The sequence below is a fragment of the Kitasatospora sp. NPDC053057 genome, from assembly GCF_044546945.1.
In the GTDB taxonomy this organism is placed as follows: Bacteria; Actinomycetota; Actinomycetes; order Streptomycetales; family Streptomycetaceae; genus Kitasatospora.
Genome location: NZ_JBITZP010000022.1, coordinates 37,352 through 58,952 on the forward strand (window position 1 = coordinate 37,352; position 21,601 = coordinate 58,952).

The 21,601-nt window shown below is 70.9% G+C and carries 24 protein-coding genes; 15 read left to right on the top strand and 9 right to left on the bottom strand.

Annotated elements, in window-relative coordinates:
- Nucleotides 1–108: 108 nt before the first annotated feature.
- Nucleotides 109–1,368: an MFS transporter gene (locus ACIG5E_RS23130; RefSeq protein ID WP_396536316.1), complete on the top strand. Its 1,260-nt coding sequence runs from the start codon at nt 109–111 to the stop codon at nt 1,366–1,368.
- A gap of 50 nt (nt 1,369–1,418) precedes the next feature.
- On the opposite strand, the gene ACIG5E_RS23135 is transcribed toward ACIG5E_RS23130, so the two are convergent.
- Together ACIG5E_RS23135 and ACIG5E_RS23140 are read right to left on the bottom strand one after the other, a co-directional pair.
- The gene (locus ACIG5E_RS23135) at nt 1,419–2,090 is read right to left on the bottom strand and encodes a response regulator (protein ID WP_396536127.1); all 672 of its coding nucleotides are present in this window, start codon (nt 2,088–2,090) and stop codon (nt 1,419–1,421) included.
- Entirely contained in the window at nt 2,087–3,265 is a 1,179-nt protein-coding gene (locus tag ACIG5E_RS23140) for a sensor histidine kinase (RefSeq protein ID WP_396536129.1), read from the bottom strand. The genes ACIG5E_RS23135 and ACIG5E_RS23140 overlap by 4 nt, the downstream gene beginning before the upstream one ends.
- A gap of 133 nt (nt 3,266–3,398) precedes the next feature.
- Between ACIG5E_RS23140 and ACIG5E_RS23145 the strand changes: the two genes are divergently transcribed.
- Both ACIG5E_RS23145 and ACIG5E_RS23150 read left to right on the top strand, forming a co-directional pair.
- Complete coding sequence (locus tag ACIG5E_RS23145; RefSeq protein WP_396536131.1) at nt 3,399–4,331, top strand: ATP-binding cassette domain-containing protein; 933 nt, start codon at nt 3,399–3,401, stop codon at nt 4,329–4,331.
- Nucleotides 4,328–5,200 (top strand): hypothetical protein, encoded by an 873-nt coding sequence (locus ACIG5E_RS23150; RefSeq protein WP_396536133.1) that lies wholly within the window; start codon nt 4,328–4,330, stop codon nt 5,198–5,200. The genes ACIG5E_RS23145 and ACIG5E_RS23150 overlap by 4 nt, the downstream gene beginning before the upstream one ends.
- Nucleotides 5,201–5,268: 68 nt before the next feature.
- Here ACIG5E_RS23150 and ACIG5E_RS23155 read toward each other — a convergent pair whose 3' ends face one another.
- Together ACIG5E_RS23155 and ACIG5E_RS23160 are read right to left on the bottom strand one after the other, a co-directional pair.
- Nucleotides 5,269–5,946, bottom strand: coding sequence for a uracil-DNA glycosylase (locus ACIG5E_RS23155; RefSeq protein WP_396536135.1), 678 nt, complete (start codon nt 5,944–5,946; stop codon nt 5,269–5,271).
- Nucleotides 5,947–6,054: 108 nt separating this feature from the next.
- A complete protein-coding gene (locus tag ACIG5E_RS23160) occupies nt 6,055–7,146 on the bottom strand; it encodes an amidohydrolase family protein (RefSeq protein WP_396536137.1) in 1,092 nt (363 codons plus the stop codon).
- 98 nt (nt 7,147–7,244) lie between these two features.
- Here ACIG5E_RS23160 and ACIG5E_RS23165 point away from each other — a divergent pair, with 98 nt between their 5' ends.
- Entirely contained in the window at nt 7,245–8,324 is a 1,080-nt protein-coding gene (locus ACIG5E_RS23165) for a pyridoxal-phosphate-dependent aminotransferase family protein (protein WP_396536139.1), read from the top strand.
- 53 nt (nt 8,325–8,377) lie between these two features.
- Here ACIG5E_RS23165 and ACIG5E_RS23170 read toward each other — a convergent pair whose 3' ends face one another.
- From ACIG5E_RS23170 to ACIG5E_RS23180, 3 genes are all read right to left on the bottom strand, one after another.
- Nucleotides 8,378–10,018 carry an APC family permease gene (locus tag ACIG5E_RS23170; protein ID WP_396536141.1) on the bottom strand — a complete coding sequence of 547 codons (1,641 nt, stop codon included), beginning with the start codon at nt 10,016–10,018 and terminating at the stop codon, nt 8,378–8,380.
- 174 nt (nt 10,019–10,192) lie between these two features.
- Nucleotides 10,193–10,396 carry a DUF397 domain-containing protein gene (locus ACIG5E_RS23175; protein WP_396536143.1) on the bottom strand — a complete coding sequence of 68 codons (204 nt, stop codon included), beginning with the start codon at nt 10,394–10,396 and terminating at the stop codon, nt 10,193–10,195.
- Nucleotides 10,389–11,222, bottom strand: coding sequence for a Scr1 family TA system antitoxin-like transcriptional regulator (locus tag ACIG5E_RS23180; protein ID WP_396536145.1), 834 nt, complete (start codon nt 11,220–11,222; stop codon nt 10,389–10,391). Before ACIG5E_RS23180 ends, ACIG5E_RS23175 begins: the two co-directional genes overlap by 8 nt.
- A gap of 105 nt (nt 11,223–11,327) precedes the next feature.
- On the opposite strand from ACIG5E_RS23180, the gene ACIG5E_RS23185 reads away from it, so the two are divergent.
- Genes ACIG5E_RS23185 through ACIG5E_RS23195 form a run of 3 tightly spaced genes read left to right on the top strand, consistent with a single transcriptional unit; the run spans nt 11,328 to nt 12,096 of the window.
- The gene (locus ACIG5E_RS23185; RefSeq protein WP_396536147.1) at nt 11,328–11,687 is read left to right on the top strand and encodes a hypothetical protein; all 360 of its coding nucleotides are present in this window, start codon (nt 11,328–11,330) and stop codon (nt 11,685–11,687) included.
- The gene (locus ACIG5E_RS23190; protein WP_396536149.1) at nt 11,684–11,887 is read left to right on the top strand and encodes a hypothetical protein; all 204 of its coding nucleotides are present in this window, start codon (nt 11,684–11,686) and stop codon (nt 11,885–11,887) included. The genes ACIG5E_RS23185 and ACIG5E_RS23190 overlap by 4 nt, the downstream gene beginning before the upstream one ends.
- Complete coding sequence (locus ACIG5E_RS23195) at nt 11,887–12,096, top strand: hypothetical protein (protein WP_396536151.1); 210 nt, start codon at nt 11,887–11,889, stop codon at nt 12,094–12,096. The genes ACIG5E_RS23190 and ACIG5E_RS23195 overlap by 1 nt, the downstream gene beginning before the upstream one ends.
- Before the next feature lie 132 nt (nt 12,097–12,228).
- Here ACIG5E_RS23195 and ACIG5E_RS23200 read toward each other — a convergent pair whose 3' ends face one another.
- Nucleotides 12,229–12,864, bottom strand: a complete 636-nt coding sequence (locus ACIG5E_RS23200) for a hypothetical protein (protein WP_396536153.1) — start codon at nt 12,862–12,864, stop codon at nt 12,229–12,231.
- A 166-nt stretch (nt 12,865–13,030) separates the two neighbouring features.
- Between ACIG5E_RS23200 and ACIG5E_RS23205 the strand changes: the two genes are divergently transcribed.
- Nucleotides 13,031–14,608, top strand: a complete 1,578-nt coding sequence (locus tag ACIG5E_RS23205) for a phosphonate degradation HD-domain oxygenase (protein ID WP_396536155.1) — start codon at nt 13,031–13,033, stop codon at nt 14,606–14,608.
- Between the two features lie 22 nt (nt 14,609–14,630).
- On the opposite strand, the gene ACIG5E_RS23210 is transcribed toward ACIG5E_RS23205, so the two are convergent.
- Nucleotides 14,631–15,425, bottom strand: coding sequence for a GntR family transcriptional regulator (locus ACIG5E_RS23210; protein ID WP_380412988.1), 795 nt, complete (start codon nt 15,423–15,425; stop codon nt 14,631–14,633).
- 326 nt (nt 15,426–15,751) lie between these two features.
- Between ACIG5E_RS23210 and ACIG5E_RS23215 the strand changes: the two genes are divergently transcribed.
- The 7 genes from ACIG5E_RS23215 (at nt 15,752) to ACIG5E_RS23245 (ending at nt 21,551) form a co-directional block, all read left to right on the top strand.
- Entirely contained in the window at nt 15,752–16,924 is a 1,173-nt protein-coding gene (locus ACIG5E_RS23215) for an ABC transporter substrate-binding protein (protein WP_396536158.1), read from the top strand.
- 102 nt (nt 16,925–17,026) lie between these two features.
- Complete coding sequence (locus tag ACIG5E_RS23220; protein ID WP_396536318.1) at nt 17,027–17,917, top strand: ABC transporter permease; 891 nt, start codon at nt 17,027–17,029, stop codon at nt 17,915–17,917.
- Nucleotides 17,917–18,726, top strand: a complete 810-nt coding sequence (locus ACIG5E_RS23225; protein ID WP_396536320.1) for an ABC transporter permease — start codon at nt 17,917–17,919, stop codon at nt 18,724–18,726. Before ACIG5E_RS23220 ends, ACIG5E_RS23225 begins: the two co-directional genes overlap by 1 nt.
- 34 nt (nt 18,727–18,760) lie before the next feature.
- Entirely contained in the window at nt 18,761–19,846 is a 1,086-nt protein-coding gene (locus tag ACIG5E_RS23230) for an ABC transporter ATP-binding protein (protein ID WP_396536160.1), read from the top strand.
- A gap of 45 nt (nt 19,847–19,891) precedes the next feature.
- Entirely contained in the window at nt 19,892–20,644 is a 753-nt protein-coding gene (locus tag ACIG5E_RS23235) for an HAD family hydrolase (protein WP_396536162.1), read from the top strand.
- A gap of 7 nt (nt 20,645–20,651) precedes the next feature.
- On the top strand, nt 20,652–20,972 hold the full coding sequence (locus ACIG5E_RS23240) for a multidrug efflux SMR transporter (RefSeq protein ID WP_189916352.1): 321 nt from the start codon (nt 20,652–20,654) through the stop codon (nt 20,970–20,972).
- A gap of 87 nt (nt 20,973–21,059) precedes the next feature.
- A complete protein-coding gene (locus ACIG5E_RS23245) occupies nt 21,060–21,551 on the top strand; it encodes a hypothetical protein (protein ID WP_396536165.1) in 492 nt (163 codons plus the stop codon).
- The last annotated feature ends 50 nt before the right edge of the window (nt 21,552–21,601 follow it).

A 21,601-nucleotide genomic window follows, 5' to 3' on the forward strand; every position in this document is an offset into this window, starting at 1 on the left:
ACTATGCCTGTCGGCTATCGGTGTTCCATGAAGGGCATTACCCAAGCACCATCTGGAGAACTTAGCGTCACTCACGGATCAGCCCGCTCTGAGCGGAGAGAGACCGTGATGATTGACGACCATGCGCCGAGCGGCGCTGTGGGAAACACCGCACTGGCCAATGCGGCCCGGTCGGGGTCGCCCGAGCCGTTCGCACGTTCGCAAGCCCGAACCGAAAGCAGCGGGCTGACAGGGAAGTTACGCGTTTTCGCGGTGTATGCCGGCGCTGCGCTGGGGCCGCTGGGCGGCGGCGTGGTGGCACCGATGCTGCCGCAGATGGCCCACTCACTGAACGCCTCCATGAGCGCCACCATGCTGTCGGTGACCGCCTACTTCGTACCGTTCGCCCTGGTGCAACTGGTGTCCGGGACGGCGGGCGAGCGATGGGGCCGCCGCAGGACCGTGCTCGGTTCCTACCTGGTCTACCTGATCGCCTCACTACTCGGCGCCGTCGCACCGAACATCGCGCTGCTGCTGGTGGTGCGGGCGGTGATGGGCACCGCCAACGCGTTCATCTCGCCACTGCTGCTGTCCGGGCTGGCCGACATGGTTCCACCGCACCGGCTGAGCCGGTCCGTGGGGCTGCTGGCCAGTTGCCAGGCCGCCGGCCAGTCGCTTTCGCCGCTGCTCGGTGGGGTGGCCGCGGCGGCGAACTGGCGCTGGGCGTTCGTCGGGGTCGCCGTCGCAGCCGGGCTGCTCGCGCTGTCGCCCCCGCCCGGCGGTGCCCGTCCGGGGGCACAGGCTCCGCGCCTGCGCCCCCTGGTGAACGCGCGCATGGGACTGCTGTCGGTGGCCGCGTTCGTCAGCTACTTCGGCGCGGCCGGGCTACCGTTCCTTGTCTCCCTGCACGCCGAAGAGCACCTCAGCGTCCGTCCCGAACTCACCGGTGTCGCGTTGCTGGGCTTCGGCCTGACCGGGTTGCTGCTGGGCACGAGCTGGGGTTCGCTCAGTGACCGCTTCGGCGGGCGCCTCTGCGGTGGGATCGCCGCCGCGCTGGGGGCAGTGCTGGTCGCGTTGACCGGATCGACGCACAGCCTGCCGGCGTTGGTGCTGTGCTGGACGGGCGCGGGCGTCGCCTACTCGATGCTCAACGTGTCCCTGCAGAACCTCACCGTCCGCGAGGTGCCCAGCAACCGGGGTGGCGCGCTCTCAGCGGTGTCCGCCTTCCGCTTCGGCGGCGCGGCGGTTGCCCCGATCGCCCTGCTGCCGCTGTACCACGCGGTGCCCTCACTGTCCTTCGTCGTCGGCGGCGGTTCACTGCTGCTCGCGTCTGCCGGCCTCGCCGCACTGCGGTCACCGAGTACCGCCGAACAGACCACGGGGCCCTGATCCACCGTCGCTGGATCAGGGCCCCGCTTCCTTCTGTGTCCGATCGGTCCTCAGTCGGACTGCGGGACGATCTTCGCCTCATGGGCGGCAATGGCGAGCTGCACCCGGTCGCGCGCGTCGAGCTTGGCGAGCAGCCGTGCCACATGGGTCTTGGTGGTGGCCATGCTGATGTGCAGCTCGGCGGAGATCTCACTGTTGGACATGCCCCGCCCGATCAGGGTCAGGACCTCGCGTTCGCGCTCGGTGATCCCCTTGATCGTCCGCCGTGGTTCGGCGGCCTGCGCCTGGTCGGTGAACCGCTCGATGAGGCGGCGCGTGACGCCCGGGGCGAGCAGGGCCTCACCACCGGCCACCACGCGGATCGCTGCGAGGATCTCGTCCAGCACCATGTCCTTGACCAGGAATCCGCTGGCTCCGGCATACAGCGCGGCGTACAGGTTCTCGTTGTCGTCGAACGTGGTGAGCATCACCACCCCCACCGTCCCGGGCCCCACCCCGGCGGCGTGAGCCTTGATCCGGCGGGTGGCCTCGATGCCGTCCATGACGGGCATGCGGATGTCCATCACCACGACGTCGGGGCGCAGTTCCTTGGCCAGTTGGACCGCCTCGGTTCCGGTGCCGGCCTCCCCGACGATCTCGATGTCCGGGGCACTGGCGATGAGCAGCCGCAGTCCGGCGCGCACCAGCGGCTGGTCATCGGCGAGTACGACACTGATCGTCATACCGGCAGCCTAGCCGCCACCCGGAACCCGCCCTCGGGCCTGGGACCGGCGCTGAACTGGCCGTGCAGCAGGCTGACGCGCTCACACATCCCGACGATGCCGAAGCCGGGCCCGGCGCTGCCGCCGCTCACACTGCCGCGTCCGTCGTCGACGACCTCGATGTCGAGCCCGTCCGCCGCATAGTCGACGTGGATGCGGCAGGTGGCGGCTCTCGCGTGCCGCAGCACGTTGGTCAGGGACTCCTGAATGATGCGGTAGGCGGACAAGTCGATCTCGGTGGGAAGCCGGCGCTGCTCACCGCGCCACTGGATGACGACTTCCACTCCGGCGTCCGCGGCCGTCGCGGCCAGCTCCTCGATGTGCGCCAGGCCCGGTGCGGGGGTCGTCCCCGGGTCCTCCGAGTCGGCTTCCCGCAGTGCGACCAGCATGCGGCGCAGTCCCGCCAGGGTCTCTCGGCTGGTGTTCTCGATGACGGTCAGGGACTCGCGGGCTCCGGCCGGTTCGATCTCGATGGCCCGGGCCGCCGCACCGGCGTGGATCGCGACGATGCCCACGCTGTGCGCGACCATGTCGTGCAACTCCCGGGCGATCCGCAGCCGTTCGGCCTGGACTGCCTGGGTCGTGGCCTGGACGCGCAGGGTCTCGGCGTGGTTCTGCCGTAGCCGGATCCAACTGCCGAGGATCCAGGCGACGAAGGTGATCACCACCTGGTAGGCCGGCGGAAGCTTGAAGACGTTCAGCAGATCCGCGCCGGGCGTGTCGGCCATGTTGACGATGCCCCAGGTGATCAGCACGCTGCCCCCGGCCGCGGCAGCGGTGCGCTGCACCTGGGTGACGGTGACGTAGAAGACCAGGACGACCGCCGCCAGCAGGAGCGGCCAGGTCCTCCCCCCGTAGACCCACACCCCGATCGCCTCGGCCAGCACGACTCCCAGCACCGGCACCGGTCGCCGGCTGGCCCAGCCGATCGGCAGTGCCAGAACGACGGCCGCCGCCACCATGACCAGGGGGGCGGCGAAGCCCTCGTGCCGCCCCAGGTGGAGCGAGCGCCCGTCCCCGGCGATCGTGGCGATGAGCAGCACGATCGCGAACGCGGGGACCGCGCACCAACTCAGGGCTGTCAGAGCGTCGGGCAACCGCTGCGGCAGTGCGGGGAACTTCGGAGCTTGGGTCACGCCGCGATGCTAACCGCGCGATGAGCTGGTGAAATCGTCCCCCGGGCGTCATCCTTCAGACCGACGCGCCAGGGTCGCGGTCCGCTCTGGCGACCGATGTGGCGCGGGCCCGAACCGCGACAGCATCCGATGCGTGATCGAAATCAATGAACTGACCAAGCGGTACGGCGATGTCCTGGCGGTGGACGGCCTGACGTTCACCGTGCGGCCCGGCCGGGTGACCGGGTTCCTCGGCCCCAACGGCTCTGGCAAGAGCACGACGCTGCGCATGCTCCTGGGCCTGAACACGCCCACCAAGGGCACCGCCACCATCGACGGCCGCCGCTACCGCGAGTTCGGCACCGGCCTGCACCACGTCGGCGCACTGCTGGACGCCGACGACCTCCACAAGGGGCGCAGCGCCAAGGCCCACCTGTCGGCACTGGCCCGCAGCAACGGCCTGCCGAAGCGCCGGGCCCAGGAGGTCCTGGAGAGGGTCGGCCTGGGCGGGGCGGGGCGTCGGCGGATCGGCGGCTTCTCCCTCGGGATGCGCCAGCGCCTCGGCATCGCCACCACCCTGCTCGGTGACCCGCCCGTCCTGATCTTCGACGAGCCGGTCAACGGCCTTGACCCGGAGGGCATCCGATGGGCGCGTGAGCTGTTCCGGAGCCTGGCCGCCGAGGGGCGCACCGTCTTCGTCTCCAGTCACATGATGAGCGAGATGGCGAACACCGCCGACCACCTCATCGTGATCGGCGGCGGCCGGCTGATCGCCGACGAGCCCGCCGCGGACTTCGCTGCCCGCGCCACCACCGCGAGCGTCACCGTGCGCACTCCGGACCCGGCCGCACTGACCGGGGTCCTGCGGGACGCGGGTGGCTCGGTGCTCTCCGAGGGCCCGGATGTCCTGAGCGTCACCGGACTGACCGGGGCCCAGATCAACGAGCTCGCCTTCACCCACCACGTCATGGTCCACGAAGTCACGGCCCACGGTGGAACGTTGGAAGACGCGTTCATGCAGCTGACCGCAGACAGTGTCCAGTACCGCGCCGCAGTCGCGTCCTCGGAGAGGAGTGAGGGCCGATGACCACCCTCGCAGCAGTGCCCACCACCAGGACCCAGCCTCCCGTCGGGTCACCCGCCCGCTGGCTCGACCTGTTCCGCGCGGAGTGGATCAAGCTCTGGTCGTTGCGCTCGACCCTCATCGTGGTCGCCGCCGCCCCCGTGCTGGCCTGCCTCTCCGCCTGGAAGGTGGCCACCACCGCGTACAACGCCTGGCCGAGCTACCCCGACTCGTTCAAGCAGATCTACGAACCCGGGCATGACGCCCTCTTTCCTCCCATGTTCTGCCTGCTCATGACCATCGCCGGCGTGATCGGCGCCCAGACCGTGCTCGGCGAACTGGCCAGCGGTCTGATCCGCACCACCTTCATCGCCGTACCGAACCGCAGCCGGGTACTGCTCGCCAAGGTCAGCGTCGTGACCGCCGTAACGACCGTCGTCGGCGCGCTCGTCGCCGTGCTGAGCTGGGCCGTCACCCTGGCCGGCTACTCGGACCGGCTCACCGCCTGGTCCTGGAGCACCCCCGGTCTCGGCCGGTGGATGCTGGCCACCGTGATCGCGTTCCCGGTGTCCGGCCTGATCGGCATGGCCGCCGCCTCGCTCATTCGCCACACCGCGCCCACCGTGTTCGCCCTCTTCGCTTACTTCGTGATGGTGTCGCTGTTCATGGGCGGCTCGTCCACCCTCGACACGCTCTTCCACACCGGCCAACTGTTCGCCTTCGTGACCAACAGCCTGCCCTTCTCCGGATGGATCTTCCTGACCGGGCTGGGCCCCACCGGGCACATCGTCGGCCACCACCCGTCCGCCACGCATTCATGGATCTCGTTCGGCGTGTGGGCAGTCGGCTCGGTCGCTGTGATCGTGACGGCCTTCCGCTCCCGCGACGTCTGACAGCTGTCCTTGGTTACCGACGGACCGGTGGGCGTGCCAGCTCCGAAGCCTGCGGCGACCCGGCCGCGTTAAGGCAGCCGCCAGTCCACCGGCTGCGCCCCCTGCCGCACCAGCAGCTCGTTCGCCCGGCTGAACGGCCGCGAGCCGAAGAAGCCGCTACTGGCGGAGTACGGGCTCGGGTGCGCCGACTCGATCGCCGGGACGTCCCCGAGCAACGGCCGCAGGTTGCGGGCGTCGCGGCCCCACAGGATCGCCACCAGCGGGCCGCCACGCGCCACCAGCGCCCGGATCGCCTGCTCGGTGACCTCCTCCCAGCCCTTCCCCCGGTGCGCGGCGGGCTTGCGCGGAGCGGTGGTCAGCGCCCGGTTGAGCAGCAGCACGCCCTGGTTCGTCCACGGGGTGAGATCGCCGTTGGACGGCTGCGGCAGGCCGAGGTCGGTGCCGTACTCCTGGAAGATGTTGATCAGGCTTGCCGGGATCGGCCGCACCTCCGGCCCCACCGAGAAGCTGAGCCCGACGGCGTGCCCGGGGGTCGGGTACGGGTCCTGCCCGACGATCAGCACCCGCACGTCGGCGAGGGGCTGCTGGAAGGCCCGCAGCACGTTCGGCCCGGAGGGCAGGTAGGTACGGCCGGCGGCGATCTCGGCGCGCAGGAAGTCACCCATCGCGGCGACCCGCCCGGCCACGGGCTCCAGGGCGGTGGCCCAACCGGGCTCGACGATCTCATTCAGTGGACGCGGTGCCATGGGCGTCACCCTATCGGCCGATACCGACAGGGCGTCACCGCAGAAGATCACGCAAACGATCAGATAGACGACCACGTAACCGATCGCGCGAACGATCACCGCGAACGGTCATTCCACCGGCCGCCCCCGCAGCACCACCAGCAGCGGATCCGCGAGCACCCGGACGTCCGCCCGAGGGTCCTCCCCGTACACCACGAAGTCGGCCGGCGCGCCCTCCTCCAGCCCCGGCCGCCCGAGCCACGCCCGCGCGCCCCAACTCGCCGCCGACAGCGCCTCCGCCGGGCTCAGCCCCGCCTTCACCAGCTCCGCCACCTCGTCCGCGACCAGCCCGTGCGCCAGCGAGCCGCCCGCGTCCGTGCCGACGAACACCGGGATGCCCGCGTCGTGGGCGGCGCCGACGGTGTCGTAGCGGCGCTCGTGCAGCCGCCGCATGTGCGCCGACCAGGCCGGGAACTTGGCCTCACCGCCGGCCGCCAGCTCCGGGAAGGTGGCGATGTTGACCAGCGTCGGGACGATGGCCACCCCGCGCTCGGCGAAGGCCGGGATCAGCTCCTCGGTCAGCCCGGTGGCGTGCTCGACGCAGTCGATCCCGGCCGCCAGCAGGTCCGGCAGCGACTCGGCCGCGAAGCAGTGCGCGGTGACCCGCGCGCCCTCCTCGTGCGCCGCCGCGATCGCCTCGGCCAGCGCGTCGCCCGGCCAGCAGGCGGCGAGGTCGCCGCTCTCCCGGTCGATCCAGTCGCCGACCAGCTTCACCCAGCCGTCGCCGCGCCGGGCCTCGGCCCGCACGTACGCGGCGAGGTCGCCGGGCTCGATCTCGTGGGCGTAGTTGCGGATGTAGCGGCGGGTGCGGGCGATGTGCCGCCCGGCGCGGATGATCCGGGGCAGGTCCTCGCGCTCGTCGATCCAGCGGGTGTCGGCGGCCGAACCGGCGTCGCGGATCAGCAGGGTGCCGGCGTCACGGTCGGTGAGCGCCTGCTTCTCGCTGGTCTCGGCGTCCACGGCGCCGTGCGCGTCCAGTCCGACGTGGCAGTGCGCGTCCACCAGACCGGGCAGCACCCAGCCGGTCACCGTCCGGACGTCCCCGGCGGTCGGCGGGCGGGTGAAGCTCACCCGGCCGTCCACCACCCAGAGTTCGTCCCGGACCTCCTCCGGACCGACCAGCACCCGACCTCGGACGTGCAGCACCGCGCCATCACTCATGGCCGCACTCTACCGACGGGCGGGTTCCGTGTGAGCAGTGAGAATGCGGCAGACTCGTTGCCGCACCCACCATCCGCGCAGCGAAAGGCCGTGACGCCGTGAGTCCCTTCCTCGACCTCCCCCCGCTCAGCGCCGCCGGGTTCGCGGCGATCGAGGACCAGGTGGCCGCGCTGCTGCACACCGAAGCCGATGTGATCGTCACCCAGGGTGAGGCCCTGCTCCCGCTGGAGGCCGCGATCCGCGGCGCCGCCCACCCCGGCTCCACCGCGCTCAACATCGTCACCGGCCCGTACGGGCAGACCTTCGGCAACTGGCTGCGCTCCTGCGGGGCCACGGTCGTCGACCTCGCCGTGCCCTTCGACAGCGCGGTGAGCGCCCAGCAGGTGGCCGAGGCGCTCGAAAGCCACCCGGAGATCGACTTCGTCTCCCTGGTGCACGCCGAGGCCGCCACCGGCAACACCAACCCGGTCGCCGAGATCGCCGCCGTGGTCCGCGAGCACGGCGCCCTGCTGATGCTCGACGCGGTCGCCTCGGTCGCCGCCGAGCCGCTGCTCACCGACGAGTGGGGCATCGACCTGTGCGTGATCGGCGGCCAGAAGGCGATGGGCGGCCCGGCCGGGGTCTCCGCCGTCTCCGTCTCCGAGCGCGCCTGGGAGCGGATCGCCGCCAACCCGGCCGCCCCGCGCCGCTCCTACCTCTCCCTGCTCGACTGGAAGGAGCGCTGGACCGACGCCGGGCGCACCGTACTCCCGCACGCCCCGGCCCAGTTGGAGATGCTCGCGCTCGGCGCCTGCCTGGACCGGATCGCCGCCGACGGCCTGCCCGCCGTGATCGCCCGCCACCGCGCCGCCACCGCCGCCACCCGGGCCGGCGTGCGCGCTCTCGGCACGCTCACCCCGTACGTCCACCAAGACGCCCACGCGGCCCCGGTCGCCACCACCCTGCGCACCCCGGCCGGTCTGCACGCCGCCGAACTCGCCGCCAACCTCGACCCGGCGCTGCCCGTCCAGCCCGGTGGCGGGGCGCTGGCGGCGGAGATGCTGCGGGTCAACCACTACGGCCGGGCGGCCTCGCTGGAGACCGTCCGCGCCTGCCTGACCGCCCTGGCGACGGCCACCAAGGCCGACGCCGCGCCGGCCCTGGCGGCCGCCGAGACGGCCTGGGCCACGACGGTCTGAGACACCGAGCGGCCCCGGTCAGAAGACCGGGGCCGCCGTGTGCGCGGGAAGGCTCAGTGCCCGCCCGCGTCCACCACCTCGACGCCGCGGATGTTCCGCTCGATCTCCTCCGCCGGGAGCGCGACGGACAGCGCCCAGTAGTAGATGAGCAGCGAGAACACCACCACGACCCCGATGTCCCACCACAGCGGCAGGTTCCCCTGGGCACCCACGCCGAAGGTCCCCTGCCAGGAGATGACCCCCATCCCGACCAGGTAGACCGGCAGCCACTGCCCCGCCTTGAAGTCCATCCGCGGCGCGTTCGGGACCCCCTTCGAGGCGGCGTACATCGAGTACCCGCCGAGCAGCAGGTACCCGATCACGATCGCCAGCCCGAGGCGCCACAGGGTGTCCCAGCCGGCCCAGTAGATGACCAGGCTCGCCACCACGAAGGCGATCGGCGAGATGATCGTGCCGCAGGGCAGGTGGTACGAGCGCTCCATCCCCGGCAGCCGCTTGCGCAGCACCCCGAAGGCCAGCGGCGCGCCCGCGTACATCAGCACGACGGCCGAGGTGATGAAGCCGACCAGCTTCTGCCAGCTCGGGAACGGCAGGAAGCAGACCACGCCGGCGACCCAGGCGATGAGCAGGCCGAGCCAGGGCACCGAGTTGCGGTCGGTGAACTGCAGGGCCTGCGGCGCGTAGCCGTTGCGGCTGAGGCCGTAGGTGACCCGCGAGCTGGAGGTGATGTAGACGAGCCCGGTGCCGGCGGGCGAGATCACCGCGTCGATGAACAGGACCGTCGCCAGCCAGCCCAGGCCGATCAGCGTCGCCAGACCGGCGAACGGGCCGCTGATGCCGGGGTAGGTGAGCTTGCTCCAGCCCCCCGCGATGGCCCCCGCCGGCAGCGCGCCGATGAACACCACCTGGAGCATCAGGTAGATGATCGTGCCGATCACCACCGAGCCGAGCACCGCCCGGGGGATGTCCTTGCGGGGGTTGCGGCTCTCCCCCGCCCACTGGATGGCCTGCTCGAACCCGAGCAGGGCGAAGATCACGCCGCTGCTGCTGATCGCCGCCAGCACGCCCTTGGAGCCGTCCGGCGCGAAGCCGTGGACGGTGAAGTTGGAGCCGTGGAACTCGGTGATCCCGAGCGCGAAGATCGTCAGGATCGGGATCGCGACCTTCCAGACGGTGGCGGCGCTGTTGGTGTGGGCGAGCAGCCGGACGCCGAGGAAGTTGATCGCGACGAACACACCCATCAACACGGCCGCGACCACGAATCCCGTCGCGGTCAGCGTCAGGTCCTTGTTCAGGAGGCCGTCCGCCCAGGACCAGTGCTGGGCGTAGTTGATCATCGCCTGCACCTCGATCGGCGCGATGGTCGCCGCCTGGAGCCAGGTGAACCAGCCGAACGACATCCCGGCGAAGCCACCGAAGGCGTAGTGGGGGTAGCGTGCCGTACCGCCCGCGACCGGGAACAGCCCACCCAGCTCCGCGTGGATCAGCGCCAGCAGGATGATCGCCACCGCACCGATGCCCCAGGAGAGCAGGGCGGCGGGCCCCGCCGCCACCGCCGCCTTCTGCGCCCCGAACAGCCAGCCGGACCCGATGATCGCGCCGACCGAGGCCCAGAGCAGCCCGGCGAGGCCGACCTCGCGCTTGAGCCCGGTGTGCCCAGCGGCAGGCGGACTCGTGTTCGTACTGTGAGCCATGGGGGCGGTCACCTCTCGAATCGGGGAGAATCCACCCCGACAGTGCCGCAGCCCCGACTGCTCCCTTCGCCCCGAAACACCCTCCGACCTGCGCCCTCACCCGAACGGTCGCAGGGGCTAACGCCGCACGGGCCCGCCCCGAGAGCGGTCAGGGCGGGCCCGTCACCCGTTCGCTCAGACGGTGCCGAACTCCCCGTTTCGGATGGCGGAGACGAACGCCGACCATGCGTCAGCAGGGAAGACGAGGGCAGGGCCGTGGGGATCCTTGCTGTCCCGCACGGGCACCCGGTCGAGGAAGCTGTCCGCGACCTCCACGCACTGCCCTTCCTGGACGCTGTAGCTACTGGTGCGCCATGCGGCGCCTGTCAGGTCATCCATCCTCAAAACCTCTCCGAACTTGCCGGATGAACTCTCGGCTCTCCGAGCGGGACAACGCCTCGACTTGCAGTTGATCGTACTCACCAGCCCACTCGGCCAAGGTGTCCGGTTCCCGCTCAAGGAAGCCCCGGCGCTGTGTCTCGCCGTATCCCACGATGGTCCTATTCGGCAGGGTCAGCAAGGTAATTGGAAGCCCGAACGGCCTGTCCTCGCCAAGCGAGAACGGGCTGATCTGAACAACCATTTGGGGCTGAACGGACAACTCCTCCAGATGTACGAGCTGCTCCAGCATGACCTCCCGGCCACCGATGGCTCGGCGCAGGCAACCCTCGTCTATGACCGCATGGACTCGGGGCGCCGGATGCTGGCTCAGACGTTGTTGTCGATGCAGCAACAGCGAGAGTCGTTCTTCAGCCTGCTGTTGAGTTGCCCACCCTCGGCGGACTCGCGCTTCCTGGAACGCCCTCGCGTAGGCAGGGGTCTGGAAGAGGCTTGGGATGATGTTGATCTCGAACAATCGCAGAGCCACGGCGTCCGCCTCATTGCGCAGGTACTCACCGAATCCCTCGAACAGGACCCTCTGTCCCGACTTGCGCCACTCTCGTTCGAAACGCTCGGGCGTCTCGAACGCAACGTCAAGTCTTCTTGAAAAACGTTGGGTTGGAGGTTTGCGACCAGTTTCAACGGCGGACACATGAACGGCCGAGTAGCCAGTGAGCTCCGCCAGGTGCTCCTGCGTCCAGCCTCTCGCCTCTCGCAACGCGCGAACTTCCGCACCGAACTTGGCGGCGGGTGAGGCATCCGGATCAAGTTCCTTGCGGTTCATGATCGTTGGAGGCCCTTCCTTCCTGAGGGAAAGGTTGAAGTACTCCAGATCCTAGACCACAGTTGGGACCCCGGGTAGTCATCTCACTACTGAGAGGAGCGGGCCTTGAAGCTGCACCACACCCCACCGGCCCCTTCGCCCCAGATCCCCACCGAGCGCTTCCAGGTGGTGATCTACCTGGCCAAACCCAGCCCCGCCTTCCCCGAGTTGGAGATGCGCAGCTGCGAGGAGTACGCGCTCGCCCACAACTGGGACGTCACCCTCACCGTCCTGGACGACGAAACCGAGAAGCCCCCGGAGCAGCGCCCCCTGCTCCTGGCCGCCTTGCAGACCATCAAGGACAAGACCGCCGGAGCGATCCTCGCCCCCTCCAGAACCGCCATCTCCCCCATCGACGGCGAGTTCGACGAGTTCGCCGCTCAGGTCGAGAAGGTCGGCGGTTTCCTCCAGGTGGCCCGCCGATGAGCGACCGGTACGGGATCGTTCCCGTCGACGCCCCCAGCGGGGCCGGCTACCCGGTCTGGGTCATCCAGGACCACACGACCGGCCACCTGGTGAAGGCGCTTCCGCCCCGCCCCGAACCGCTCCGCTTCTACTCGTACGACCAGGCCGAGCGATGGGTGAGCGCCAACGAGCAGCCCCTCCCGGCCCCGGAGACCGCCTGATGACCACCGTGCTCTCCCGCAAGCGGTACGAGGTCCGCCTGATCGACTCCCGGAGCCCCCATTTCCTCCTCCTGGAGAGCTGGGGGCTGTGGGACCCGAGCCGGCACCGGTACCTCCGCGTGCGCGGCACCTCGGGCAGGATCAGACGCTTCTACACCCGCGCCGCCGCCGAGGCCTACCTCCGTTCCACGCCCGGCAGCCCCCGGTAGCCGAGGACACGGCACTCACAGCGCGGCCCCCGTCCTGCCTGGCAGGACGGGGGCCGCCCGATGGGGCACGATCTGAGCGAGGCACCGGGCACGATGTCATGGTGCTGGATCTCGGATGACCCGCCAGGGAGGTCAGGCCCGCACCTCGGCGAGGTGGCGGAACTTGCGGGCGTCGTTGGCCAGGTCGTCCGTGTCGAGCGTGATGTCTTCGCCGTGCTCCATGTAGACGGCCCACATGCTGCCGTCGACCCAGACGCAGAAGGCCATGTCCTGGGGCCTCCCCGCCATCTTCATGCCGCTGGCGTGGCCGCACTTCATGACGCCGCCGCGTTCACCCGGGTCGACGGTGCGCACGCTCTCGACGTGGAAGCCGGTGCTCGCCTCGGTGATCACCGTGTCGATCACGGCCGAGGGCGAGACGATGGGCAGCTCGCGGACGGTGAGGAAGACGGTGCGCGACCTGTCCGAGGTCTGGTAGCCGGCGACCTTCGCGTCTCTGGCGACCGTCGACGCCTTGGCGAGCTGTCCTGCGGGGAGGCGCGGCAGTCCCAGGAACTCCTCCGGCGGGCTGTAGCGGTACGCGCGGAGGTCGGCCGTGTCGTGGGCGAAGGCAAGCGCGAGGGCGATGACGGCGGCGAACCCGACGGCTGCCAGGGTCAGCCAGAGCCGCTGGCGCGAGCCCGGCGGTGGGGGCAGGGTCGGGATGGGGGCGACGGGGGTCATGTCCACCAGGACGTCGACGTCCTGGTGTTGATCTTGATCTGGCACCGGCATATCCGAGCAGGTCGAAGCCGTCGGCGCAAGGGATTTGACGGCGATCTCGACGGACCGTTCCCCGGACGTTCATCCGACCGGCACGCGGAACTCACCGGGGAGCGGCAGGCTCCGAGCGAGAGGTGAAGTTGGCTATACAACTCATCCCAGGAGGAGACCCATGACCGAGCAACCGCCGCCCTACTGGCTGCGCGACAACTGCCCGTGCGCCGAGTGCCGGGACCCGCGCAACGGGCAGAAGCTGTTCCAGATCGACGACCTGCCGCCGGACCTCACCATCGCCGCCAGCAAGGAGCTCGACGGCAACCTTGAGGTCCTCTGGTCCGACGGGCACCGCTCCCGCTACCCGCTCGACTGGCTGCACGACACGGACGAGGGCGACGGCCGCACCGAGCAGGGCAAGCGGCTCTGGGCGGCCGCCGACTTCGCGCGCGGCATCCCCGAGGCCGACTGGGCGGCGTACCTCACCGACCCCGCCGAGCAGGCCGCCGTCCTCGCCGCCGTACGGCGCAGCGGCTTCGCCGTGCTGCGCGGGGTGCCGACGGTGGAGCGGCAGGTGCTGCGGGTGGCCGAGAGCTTCGGCTACGTCCGGGTCACCAACTACGGTGAGCTGTTCGACGTCCGGGTCGAGCCCGACCCGAACAACCTGGCGTTCACGGACAGGGCCATCGCCCCGCACACCGACAACCCGTACCGGGACCCGGTCCCCACCCTCCAGCTGCTGCACTGCCTGGAGAACTCGGCGACCGGCGGCGACTCCGGCCTGGTGGACGGCTTCAAAGCCGCCGCGATCCTCCGCGACGAGTCCCCCGAGGACTTCGCGACCCTCACCCGCACCCCCGTCCCCTTCGTCTTCCGCGACCGCCGCACCGAACTACGCGCCGACCGCCCGCTGATCGACGTGGACCCGCTCGACCGGATACGCGAGATCCGTTTCAACAACCGCTCGATCGGCACCCTGCGGGGGACCGACCGCGAGGCCTTCTACGCCGCCTACCGCCGCTTCGCCGCGATCACCCTGCGTCCCGAACTGCAGCTCACCTTCCGCCTGAATCCCGGCGACTGCCTCATCTTCGACAACACCCGCCTGCTGCACGCCCGTACCGCCTTCGAGCAGGACGGCCGGCGCCACCTCCAGGGTTGCTACGCCGACCTGGACGCCCTCCACAGCACCCTCGCCGTGCTGCACCGCCGCACCGCCGCCCTGGACGAGCTGGCCGAGCTGTTCGCGGGCGAGGGCGCCGGGGAGTACCTGGGCGAGGCGGTCACCATGGCCGAGCACATGCTGCAGGCCGCCGCCGCTGCCGAGGCCGCACAAGCCCCCGATCACCTCATCGCCGCCGCACTGCTGCATGACATCGGACACTTCCAAGGCGCCTTGCACGGACGAGACTTGATGCAGGGCCAGGACAACCACCACAGCGACAGCGGCGCCGACTGGCTGGCCCGCTGGTTCGGCCCCGAGGTCACCGAGCCGGTCCGGCTGCACGTGGCCGCCAAGCGCTACTTGTGCGCCGTCGAGCCCGACTACCACGCCGAGCTCTCCGCCGCCTCCGAGTACACCCTCACCGTCCAGGGCGGCCCGATGGACGCCCGCGAGGCCGCCGCCTTCGCCGAACTCCCGGGCGCCGTCGACGCGGTGGCCGTCCGTCGCTGGGACGAGCGGGCGAAGGAGCCCGGCGCGAAGACGCCGGACTTCGAGCACTACCGCCCGCTGCTCGCCTCGCTCATGCGCTAGTACCCGAACAGCGCCCGGGAGCTCAGTCCAGCTCCCGGGCGTGCCGCGAAAGCGCCGACGTGGCAAGTGAGTTGTGCACGCTGAAGGCCACCGTCCCGGGCAGGTAGCGGTCCTGGGACCACTCCACCGGCGTGCCGGTCGGATCGGTCGTGCGCCGCCGCTCGCGCAGCAGCGGGCCGCCCCGGCGGCAGCCGAGCAGCCGGGCGTCCTCGGCGTTGGCCGCGACGATGTCGATGGTGTGGTCGGCGTCGGTGAACAGGATGCCGTGCTCGCGCAGCACCTCGGTGTGGGAGACCACGTCCGGCGGCAGTTCGGCGACGATCTCGCCGACCCGCGGCGGGTAGATGGTGCGCTCGACCATCACCGGCGTGCCGGACAGGGTCCGCAGTCGGACCGTCACGTACACCTCGGCGCCCGGCTCCAGGCGCAGTTGCTCGCGCTCGGCGGCGTCGGCCGGGCGGCGCACCAGGGAGTCCAGGATGCCGCCGGGCTCCTCGCCCATCGAGTACGCCCAGTGGGTGAAGCTGAGCAGTTCGGAGAAGCTCTGCACCCGGGCGCCGCCGAGCACCACCCGCCGGGTGCCGCGGCGGGAGGTGACCAGCCCGTCCGAGCGCAGCACGGCGAGCGCCTGGCGGACGGTGCCGCGGGAGACCCCGTACTGCTCGGCGAGCGCGCCCTCGGCGGGCAGCCGGCCCGCCTCGCCGTACGCGCCGGTGGTGATGGCCTCGCGCAGATCGGCGGCGACCTTGCGGTACAGGGCGCCGGTCGCGCGCTCGCCGGTCGCACGCTCGACGGGGCGCCCGGGCTCTACTGCCACGTCAGTCAATGTCCCTCCTGGGGCGGTGTCCTGCGCAGCCGTACCGGCGCGGACAGCCCGACCTTATCCCGCTGCGCGGTTCGAGCATCGCACCGAACGGATCACGCTCCGATGGCCGGATTCCACCGTTCCCGCAGCCGACCCCGGTTCTGGGCCGTCCGTTCACCTTCCCGTCACCGAACTTCGGGTTACTTACCCCCGACAGCGAAGTTGGCTAGTCAACTCGGACGGTTCCGAACGGTTACCGGAAGCCTCCGAACCGCCACTCGCCTGCTCCCCCGTTCAAGACACCCGCTTGCAGTTCCCCCGTCTCAGGAGACTGACCCGTGTCCCTGCACCGCGCCCGCTCCGCCGCCTTCGCGGCCGTTCTGACCGCCGCCGCGCTGTCCCTCACCGCCTGCGGTTCCGCCGGCTCCTCCTCCGCGAAGGCCGGCAGCAACGACCTCTCGGGCGGCAAGAGCGCCAAGACCGCCACCTCGGTCGCCGACTTCGGCGGCATGGACGCGCTGGTCGCCGCCGCCAAGAAGGAGGGCAAGCTGCACGTCATCACGCTGCCGCGCGACTGGGCGAACTACGGCAAGCTGATGGACGACTTCAAGGCGAAGTACGGCATCGACATCGAGGACGAGAACCCGGACGGCTCCAGCCAGGACGAGATCAACGCGGTCACCTCCCGCAAGGGCCAGGACCGCGCCCCCGACGTCGTCGACCTCGGCTCGGCCTTCGCGATCAGCGCCGGCAAGCAGGGCCTGCTCGCCCCCTACAAGGTGACCGACTTCGACAAGATCCCGGCCACCATGAAGGACGCCAACGGCCTGAGCTACAACGACTACGGCGGCTACATGTCGATCGGCTGCGACGCCAAGAAGGTGTCCGTCTGCCCGAAGACCTTCGCCGACCTGCTCAAGCCCGACTACAAGGGCATGGTCGCCCTGAACGGCAACCCGACCAAGGCCGGTGCCGCCTTCGGCGCCGTCTACGCGGCCGCGCTCGCCAACGGCGGCTCGCTGGACAACATCCAGCCCGGCATCGACTTCTTCGGCAAGGTCAAGCAGGCCGGCAACTTCAACCCGGTCGAGGTCACCCCGGCGACCATCGAGAAGGGCGAGACCCCGATCAGCATCGACTGGTCGTACCTGAACGCCGGCTACAGCGACAAGTTCAAGGACAAGGGCATCGACTGGCAGGTGGCCATCCCCTCGGACGGCTCCTACGCCCAGTACTACAACCAGGCGATCAACAAGGACGCCCCGCACCCGGCCGCCGCGCGCCTGTGGGAGGAGTACCTCTACAGCGCCCAGGGCCAGAACGGCTTCCTCGGCGGCTACGCCACCCCCGCCCTGTTCGACGCCATGAAGACCGCCGGCACCCTGGACGCGACCGCCGCCGCCAAGCTGCCGACCGTCGAGAAGCCCTTCACCACCTTCCCGACCCAGGACCAGACGGACGCGGCCAAGAAGGTCGTGACCGAGAACTGGGCCAAGGCGATCGCGGGCTGACCTGAGATGACCACGGCTCCCACCCCGGTGCCGGCCACCGCCTCCGCCGCCCAGAGCGGCGGGGGCGCCCCCGGCCCCGCCTCCTCCCCCACCACCCCGGCCATCACGGCTGTGAAGACCAAGGCCCCCCGCCCGGCCGGACGCCGGGCCCGCGGCAGCCGCGCCTGGCTCGCCGCCCTCCCCCTGGTGCTGTTCTTCGTGATCGGCTTCGGCCTGCCCGCCGTCGCGATCGCCATCGGCGCCTTCACCACCTCCTCGGACGCCCCCGACGGCGGCGGCACCTTCACCACCGACAACCTCACCGGCTCCCTCCAGGGCGCGTACTGGACGGCCCTGTGGGGCAGCGTGAAGCTCTCCCTGCTGACCGCGCTGATCGCCACCGTGGTCGGTCTGCCGCTGGCCCAGGCCGTGGCGACCTCCCGGTTCCGGGCCTTCCGCGAGGCCGTGATGTCCGCCTCCGGCGTGCTCGCCAACTTCGGCGGCGTCCCGCTGGCCTTCATGTTCGTCGCCACCCTCGGCAACTCCGGCGAGGTCACCAAGAAGCTCGGCCTGACCAAGCACGGCTGGAACCTCTACACCTTCTCCGGCCTGTCGGTGGTCTACCTCTACTTCCTGGTGCCGCTGATGGTCATCACCATCACCCCGGCCCTGGAGGGCCTGAAGACCCAGTGGCGCGAGGCCGCGTCCAACAACGGCGCCACCTCGCCGCAGTACTGGCGGCACGTGGCCCTGCCCGTCCTGCTGCCCTCGCTGCTCGGCGGCTTCGTGCTGCTGTTCGGCGCCTCGTTCGCCGCGTACGCCACCGCCGAGGCCATGGTGGGCAGTTCGGTACCGCTGATCTCGATGCAGATCGGCGACGCGCTGTCCGGCAACGTCCTGGTCGGCCAGGGCAACCTCGCCCTCGCCCTCGGCCTCGACATGATCGTGGTCGCCTGCCTGGTGATGGCCCTGTACCTGCCCCTTCAGCGCCGGAGTGCCAAGTGGCTCGCCTGATCAATCGCATCCGTTTCGGCCGCGGCCTGGTCCTGCTGATCTGCGGGATCTACTTCGCGGTGCCGATGGCCGCCTCGCTGTGGTTCAGCATCGACGACAACAAGGGCGGCACCACCTTCCGCGCCTACACCGAGCTGCTGAACGCCCCCGGCTTCACCGACAGCCTGGTGCTGAGCCTCGAACTGGCCGCCGTCACCGTGGTGGTGCTGCTGCTCCTGCTCGTCCCGGCGGTGCTCGCCGCCCGACTCGGCGCGCCGAAGCTGCGCCCGGTGATCGAGGTCATGTGCTCGATGCCGCTGGTCGTCCCGGTCGTCGCGCTCACCACCGGCATCATCGGCGTGCTGCGCTGGGGCCCGGACTACCTCCAGGACACCCCGTTCTTCCAGACCATCGTGGCCATCCAGGACCCGAACTTCCCGATCGTCCTGGTCATCGCGTACGTGCTGATGGCGCTGCCGTTCGCCTACCGGTCGATCGACGCCGGTCTGCGCGGCGTGGACGTGGTCACCCTGGTCGAGGCCGCCCGCAACTGCGGGGCCGGCTGGCTGCGCGCGGTGTTCACCGTCGTCCTGCCGAACCTGCGCAGCTCGCTGCTGAACGCCGCCGTGCTCACCGTCGCGCTGGTGCTCGGCGAGTTCACCACCGCCTCCATCCTCGGCTTCACCCCCTTCTCGGTGTGGATCAACTCCAACGGCAAGAGCGACGGCCAGATGTCCGTCGCGGTCTCGATGCTCAGCCTGCTGATCGTCTGGCTCGTCCTGCTGCTGATGTCCGCCGTCGGCCGCGGCCGCAAGGCCGCCCGGTCCTGACCAACCCCCCTTTGCTCTCCAGGAGTCACCAGCCATGACCACGGCCACCGCCCTCGCGAACGGTGTCTCGCTCGCCCCCGGCAGCGCCACCGTCGAGTTCCGCTCGCTGCGCCGCGCGTTCGGCGCCACCACCGCCCTCGACGGCCTGGACCTGACCGTCCAGCCCGGTGAACTGCTCGCCCTGCTCGGCCCGTCCGGCTGCGGCAAGACCACCGCGCTGCGCATCCTGGCCGGCTTCGAGCAGCACGACTCCGGCGAGGTCCTGGTCGACGGCCAGGACATCACCGCGATCCCCGCCCACAAGCGCGACGCGGGCATGGTGTTCCAGTCGTACAGCCTCTTCCCGCACCTGACCGCGCTGGACAACGTCGCCTTCGGGCTGCGGATGCGCGGCACCGGCAAGGCCGAGCGCCGCAAGCGCGCCCAGGAGCTGCTGGAGCTGGTCGGCCTGCCGCACCGCGCCGAGCACTACCCGCACCAGATGTCCGGCGGCCAGCAGCAGCGCATCGCGCTCGCCCGCGCGCTCGCACTGCAGCCGCGCGTGCTGCTGCTGGACGAGCCGCTGTCCGCGCTGGACGCCAAGGTCCGCCTCCAGCTGCGCGAGGAGATCCGCCGGCTGCAGCAGGAGCTGGGCATCACCACCCTGTTCGTCACCCACGACCAGGAGGAGGCGCTGTCGATGGCCGACCGGGTCGCCGTGCTGCGGGCCGGGAAGCTGGAGCAGTGCGCCACCCCGTCCGAGCTGTACGGCCGGCCCGCCACCGCGTTCGTCGCCGAGTTCGTCGGCACCATGAGCCGCATCCCGTGCACCCGCACCTCGGACGGCGTCGAGGTGCTCGGCCGCCGGCACGCGGTCGACGGCGAGGTCCCGGCCGACGGCGAGCTGCAGGTGCTGGTCCGCCCGGAGAACGTCCTGCTCAGCCCGTCCGGGACCGGCCCCGCGCTGGTGGTCACCGCGTCCTTCCTGGGCGCTGTCACCCGGCTCACCGTCCGCCTGGACGACGGCACCGAGGTCAAGGCCGACCTGCCCACCGAGGCCGCCGCCGCCCTGCCGGCCGGCTCCCGCGCCGAGCTCACGCTGCCGGAGCGCCCGGTGTTGGTGGACCGCCGCGCCGCCTGAGAACCTCTTCCCCGCATCGACCGAAGAACACCCGAAGGTACCGCCATGCCTGAATCCTCCCTGCCTGAATCCGTCCGGCCTGAATCCGTCCGGCCCGAATCCGCCGTACTCCCCTCCGCCGCGCTCCCCTCCGCCGCGCTCCCCTCCGCCGTCCTCTTCGACATGGACGGCACCCTGGTCGACACCGAGCAACTGTGGTGGCAGGCCGCCGCCGAACTCGCCGAGGAACTGGACCACCCGCTCACCGACCAGGACGCCCCGGAGGTGCTCGGCCAGGCCGTCGAGCACACCGCCGCCCACCTGCACCGGGTCAGCGGCACCACCCGCCCCGAGGCCGAACTCGCCGCCCGGCTGGGCGAGTCCTTCGCCGCCAAGGTCGCCGCCGAGACGGTGCCCCGCCCCGGCGCGCTCGCCCTGCTGGCCGCCCTGCGCGAGGCCCGGGTGCCCACCGCGCTGGTCTCCGCCTCCCCGCGCCTGGTGGTGGACCTCGTCCTCTCCTCCATCGGCCACGACTGGTTCGCCGTCACCCTGGCCGCCGAGGACACCGCCCGAACCAAGCCCGCGCCGGACCCGTACCTGGCCGCCGCCGAACGGCTCGGCCTGGACCCGGCCGCCTGCGTCGCCGTCGAGGACACCCCGACCGGGGTCGCCTCCGCCGCCGCGGCCGGCTGCGCGGTGCTCGCCGTGCCGTCCACCGCCGTCCCGATGCCCGACGGCGACCGGATCACCCTGCTGGACAGCCTGGAACGGGCCGACCTCGCGCTGCTGGGGAAGCTCTGCGCCGCCCCGGCCGTTTGACAGCGACATGCCCTACGTTCTGCTCGCCCTCGCCATCCTGAGCGAGGTCTGCGCCACCAGCTGCCTCAAACTCACCGAGGGGTTCACCCGCCTCTGGCCCAGCCTGGGGGTGGGCATCGGCTACGCGCTGTCCTTCTACCTGCTCGGCCGTGCGCTCAAGCACATACCGGTCTCGGTCGCGTACGCGGTCTGGTCGGGGGCCGGGACGGCGGCCGTCGCCGGGATAGGCGTGGTCGCCTTCGGCGAGTCACTGGGCCGGCTGCAGTGGCTGGGGCTCGCCCTGGTGATCGTCGGGGTGGTCGTCCTCAATCTCAAGGGCAGTCACTGACGGACAGTCAGTTCTGTTGACCCCGGGCCGGGTCGGGCCGTCGGATGCGCCGACGTCCCGGCCCGGCCCGTTCGCTACCGTGTCCCCATGACGAACCCCCGGCCACACCACTACCGCTTCGTTCACCGCGAACTCTCGCGCCATCTGCTGCAGTTCGGCCCCCAGGTGACCAGCCCGGCGCCGAACGGCGGCAGTCTGCTGCCCGCCTTCACCAAGCTCTGGAACAGCCTCGGCGAAACCCTCCCGCCCGAGGACCGGCTGCCCAGCCACGGTCTCGACTGCCGACACGTCGAAGTCGAGGGCCACCGCCTGCTGTTGGTCACCCTGCCCACCCCGGTCGGCTCCACCGAGGCGTACTTCTGCGCCTCCGTCCTGCCCAAGGGCGCCAACGCCGTCCGCTACCTGACCCTGGAGTACGCGGTCAACCCGTTCGACGGCAGCCCCGGCACCGTCCTCGGCGAGTGGACCACCGAGAGCCACCTCAACCACGGCCCGGGCCCCTCCCCCGTCGCCGACCTCTTCGTCGCCGCGGTGGTGCAGCTCATCGCCCCGAAGAAGCGCGGCTTCTGGCGCCGCTGACCCCGCCACGCCCGCTTCCTCCCCCGTTAGCGTCCGCGCCCCTACGGCAC

Bases quoted from the DNA above. Each gene is read 5' to 3' on its own strand.
- ACIG5E_RS23230 (WP_396536160.1), top strand. From the start codon at position 18,761: ATGACCACGGCCACCGCCCTCGCGAACGGTGTCTCGCTCGCCCCCGGC.
- ACIG5E_RS23150 (WP_396536133.1), top strand. From the start codon at position 4,328: ATGACCACCCTCGCAGCAGTGCCCACCACCAGGACCCAGCCTCCCGTC.
- ACIG5E_RS23240 (WP_189916352.1), top strand. From the start codon at position 20,652: ATGCCCTACGTTCTGCTCGCCCTCGCCATCCTGAGCGAGGTCTGCGCC.
- ACIG5E_RS23195 (WP_396536151.1), top strand. From the start codon at position 11,887: ATGACCACCGTGCTCTCCCGCAAGCGGTACGAGGTCCGCCTGATCGAC.
- ACIG5E_RS23205 (WP_396536155.1), top strand. From the start codon at position 13,031: ATGACCGAGCAACCGCCGCCCTACTGGCTGCGCGACAACTGCCCGTGC.
- ACIG5E_RS23170 (WP_396536141.1), bottom strand. From the start codon at position 10,018: ATGGCTCACAGTACGAACACGAGTCCGCCTGCCGCTGGGCACACCGGG.
- ACIG5E_RS23135 (WP_396536127.1), bottom strand. From the start codon at position 2,090: ATGACGATCAGTGTCGTACTCGCCGATGACCAGCCGCTGGTGCGCGCC.
- ACIG5E_RS23180 (WP_396536145.1), bottom strand. From the start codon at position 11,222: ATGAACCGCAAGGAACTTGATCCGGATGCCTCACCCGCCGCCAAGTTC.
- ACIG5E_RS23245 (WP_396536165.1), top strand. From the start codon at position 21,060: ATGACGAACCCCCGGCCACACCACTACCGCTTCGTTCACCGCGAACTC.
- ACIG5E_RS23160 (WP_396536137.1), bottom strand. From the start codon at position 7,146: ATGAGTGATGGCGCGGTGCTGCACGTCCGAGGTCGGGTGCTGGTCGGT.
- ACIG5E_RS23175 (WP_396536143.1), bottom strand. From the start codon at position 10,396: ATGGATGACCTGACAGGCGCCGCATGGCGCACCAGTAGCTACAGCGTC.
- ACIG5E_RS23155 (WP_396536135.1), bottom strand. From the start codon at position 5,946: ATGGCACCGCGTCCACTGAATGAGATCGTCGAGCCCGGTTGGGCCACC.
- ACIG5E_RS23130 (WP_396536316.1), top strand. From the start codon at position 109: ATGATTGACGACCATGCGCCGAGCGGCGCTGTGGGAAACACCGCACTG.
- ACIG5E_RS23235 (WP_396536162.1), top strand. From the start codon at position 19,892: ATGCCTGAATCCTCCCTGCCTGAATCCGTCCGGCCTGAATCCGTCCGG.
- ACIG5E_RS23190 (WP_396536149.1), top strand. From the start codon at position 11,684: ATGAGCGACCGGTACGGGATCGTTCCCGTCGACGCCCCCAGCGGGGCC.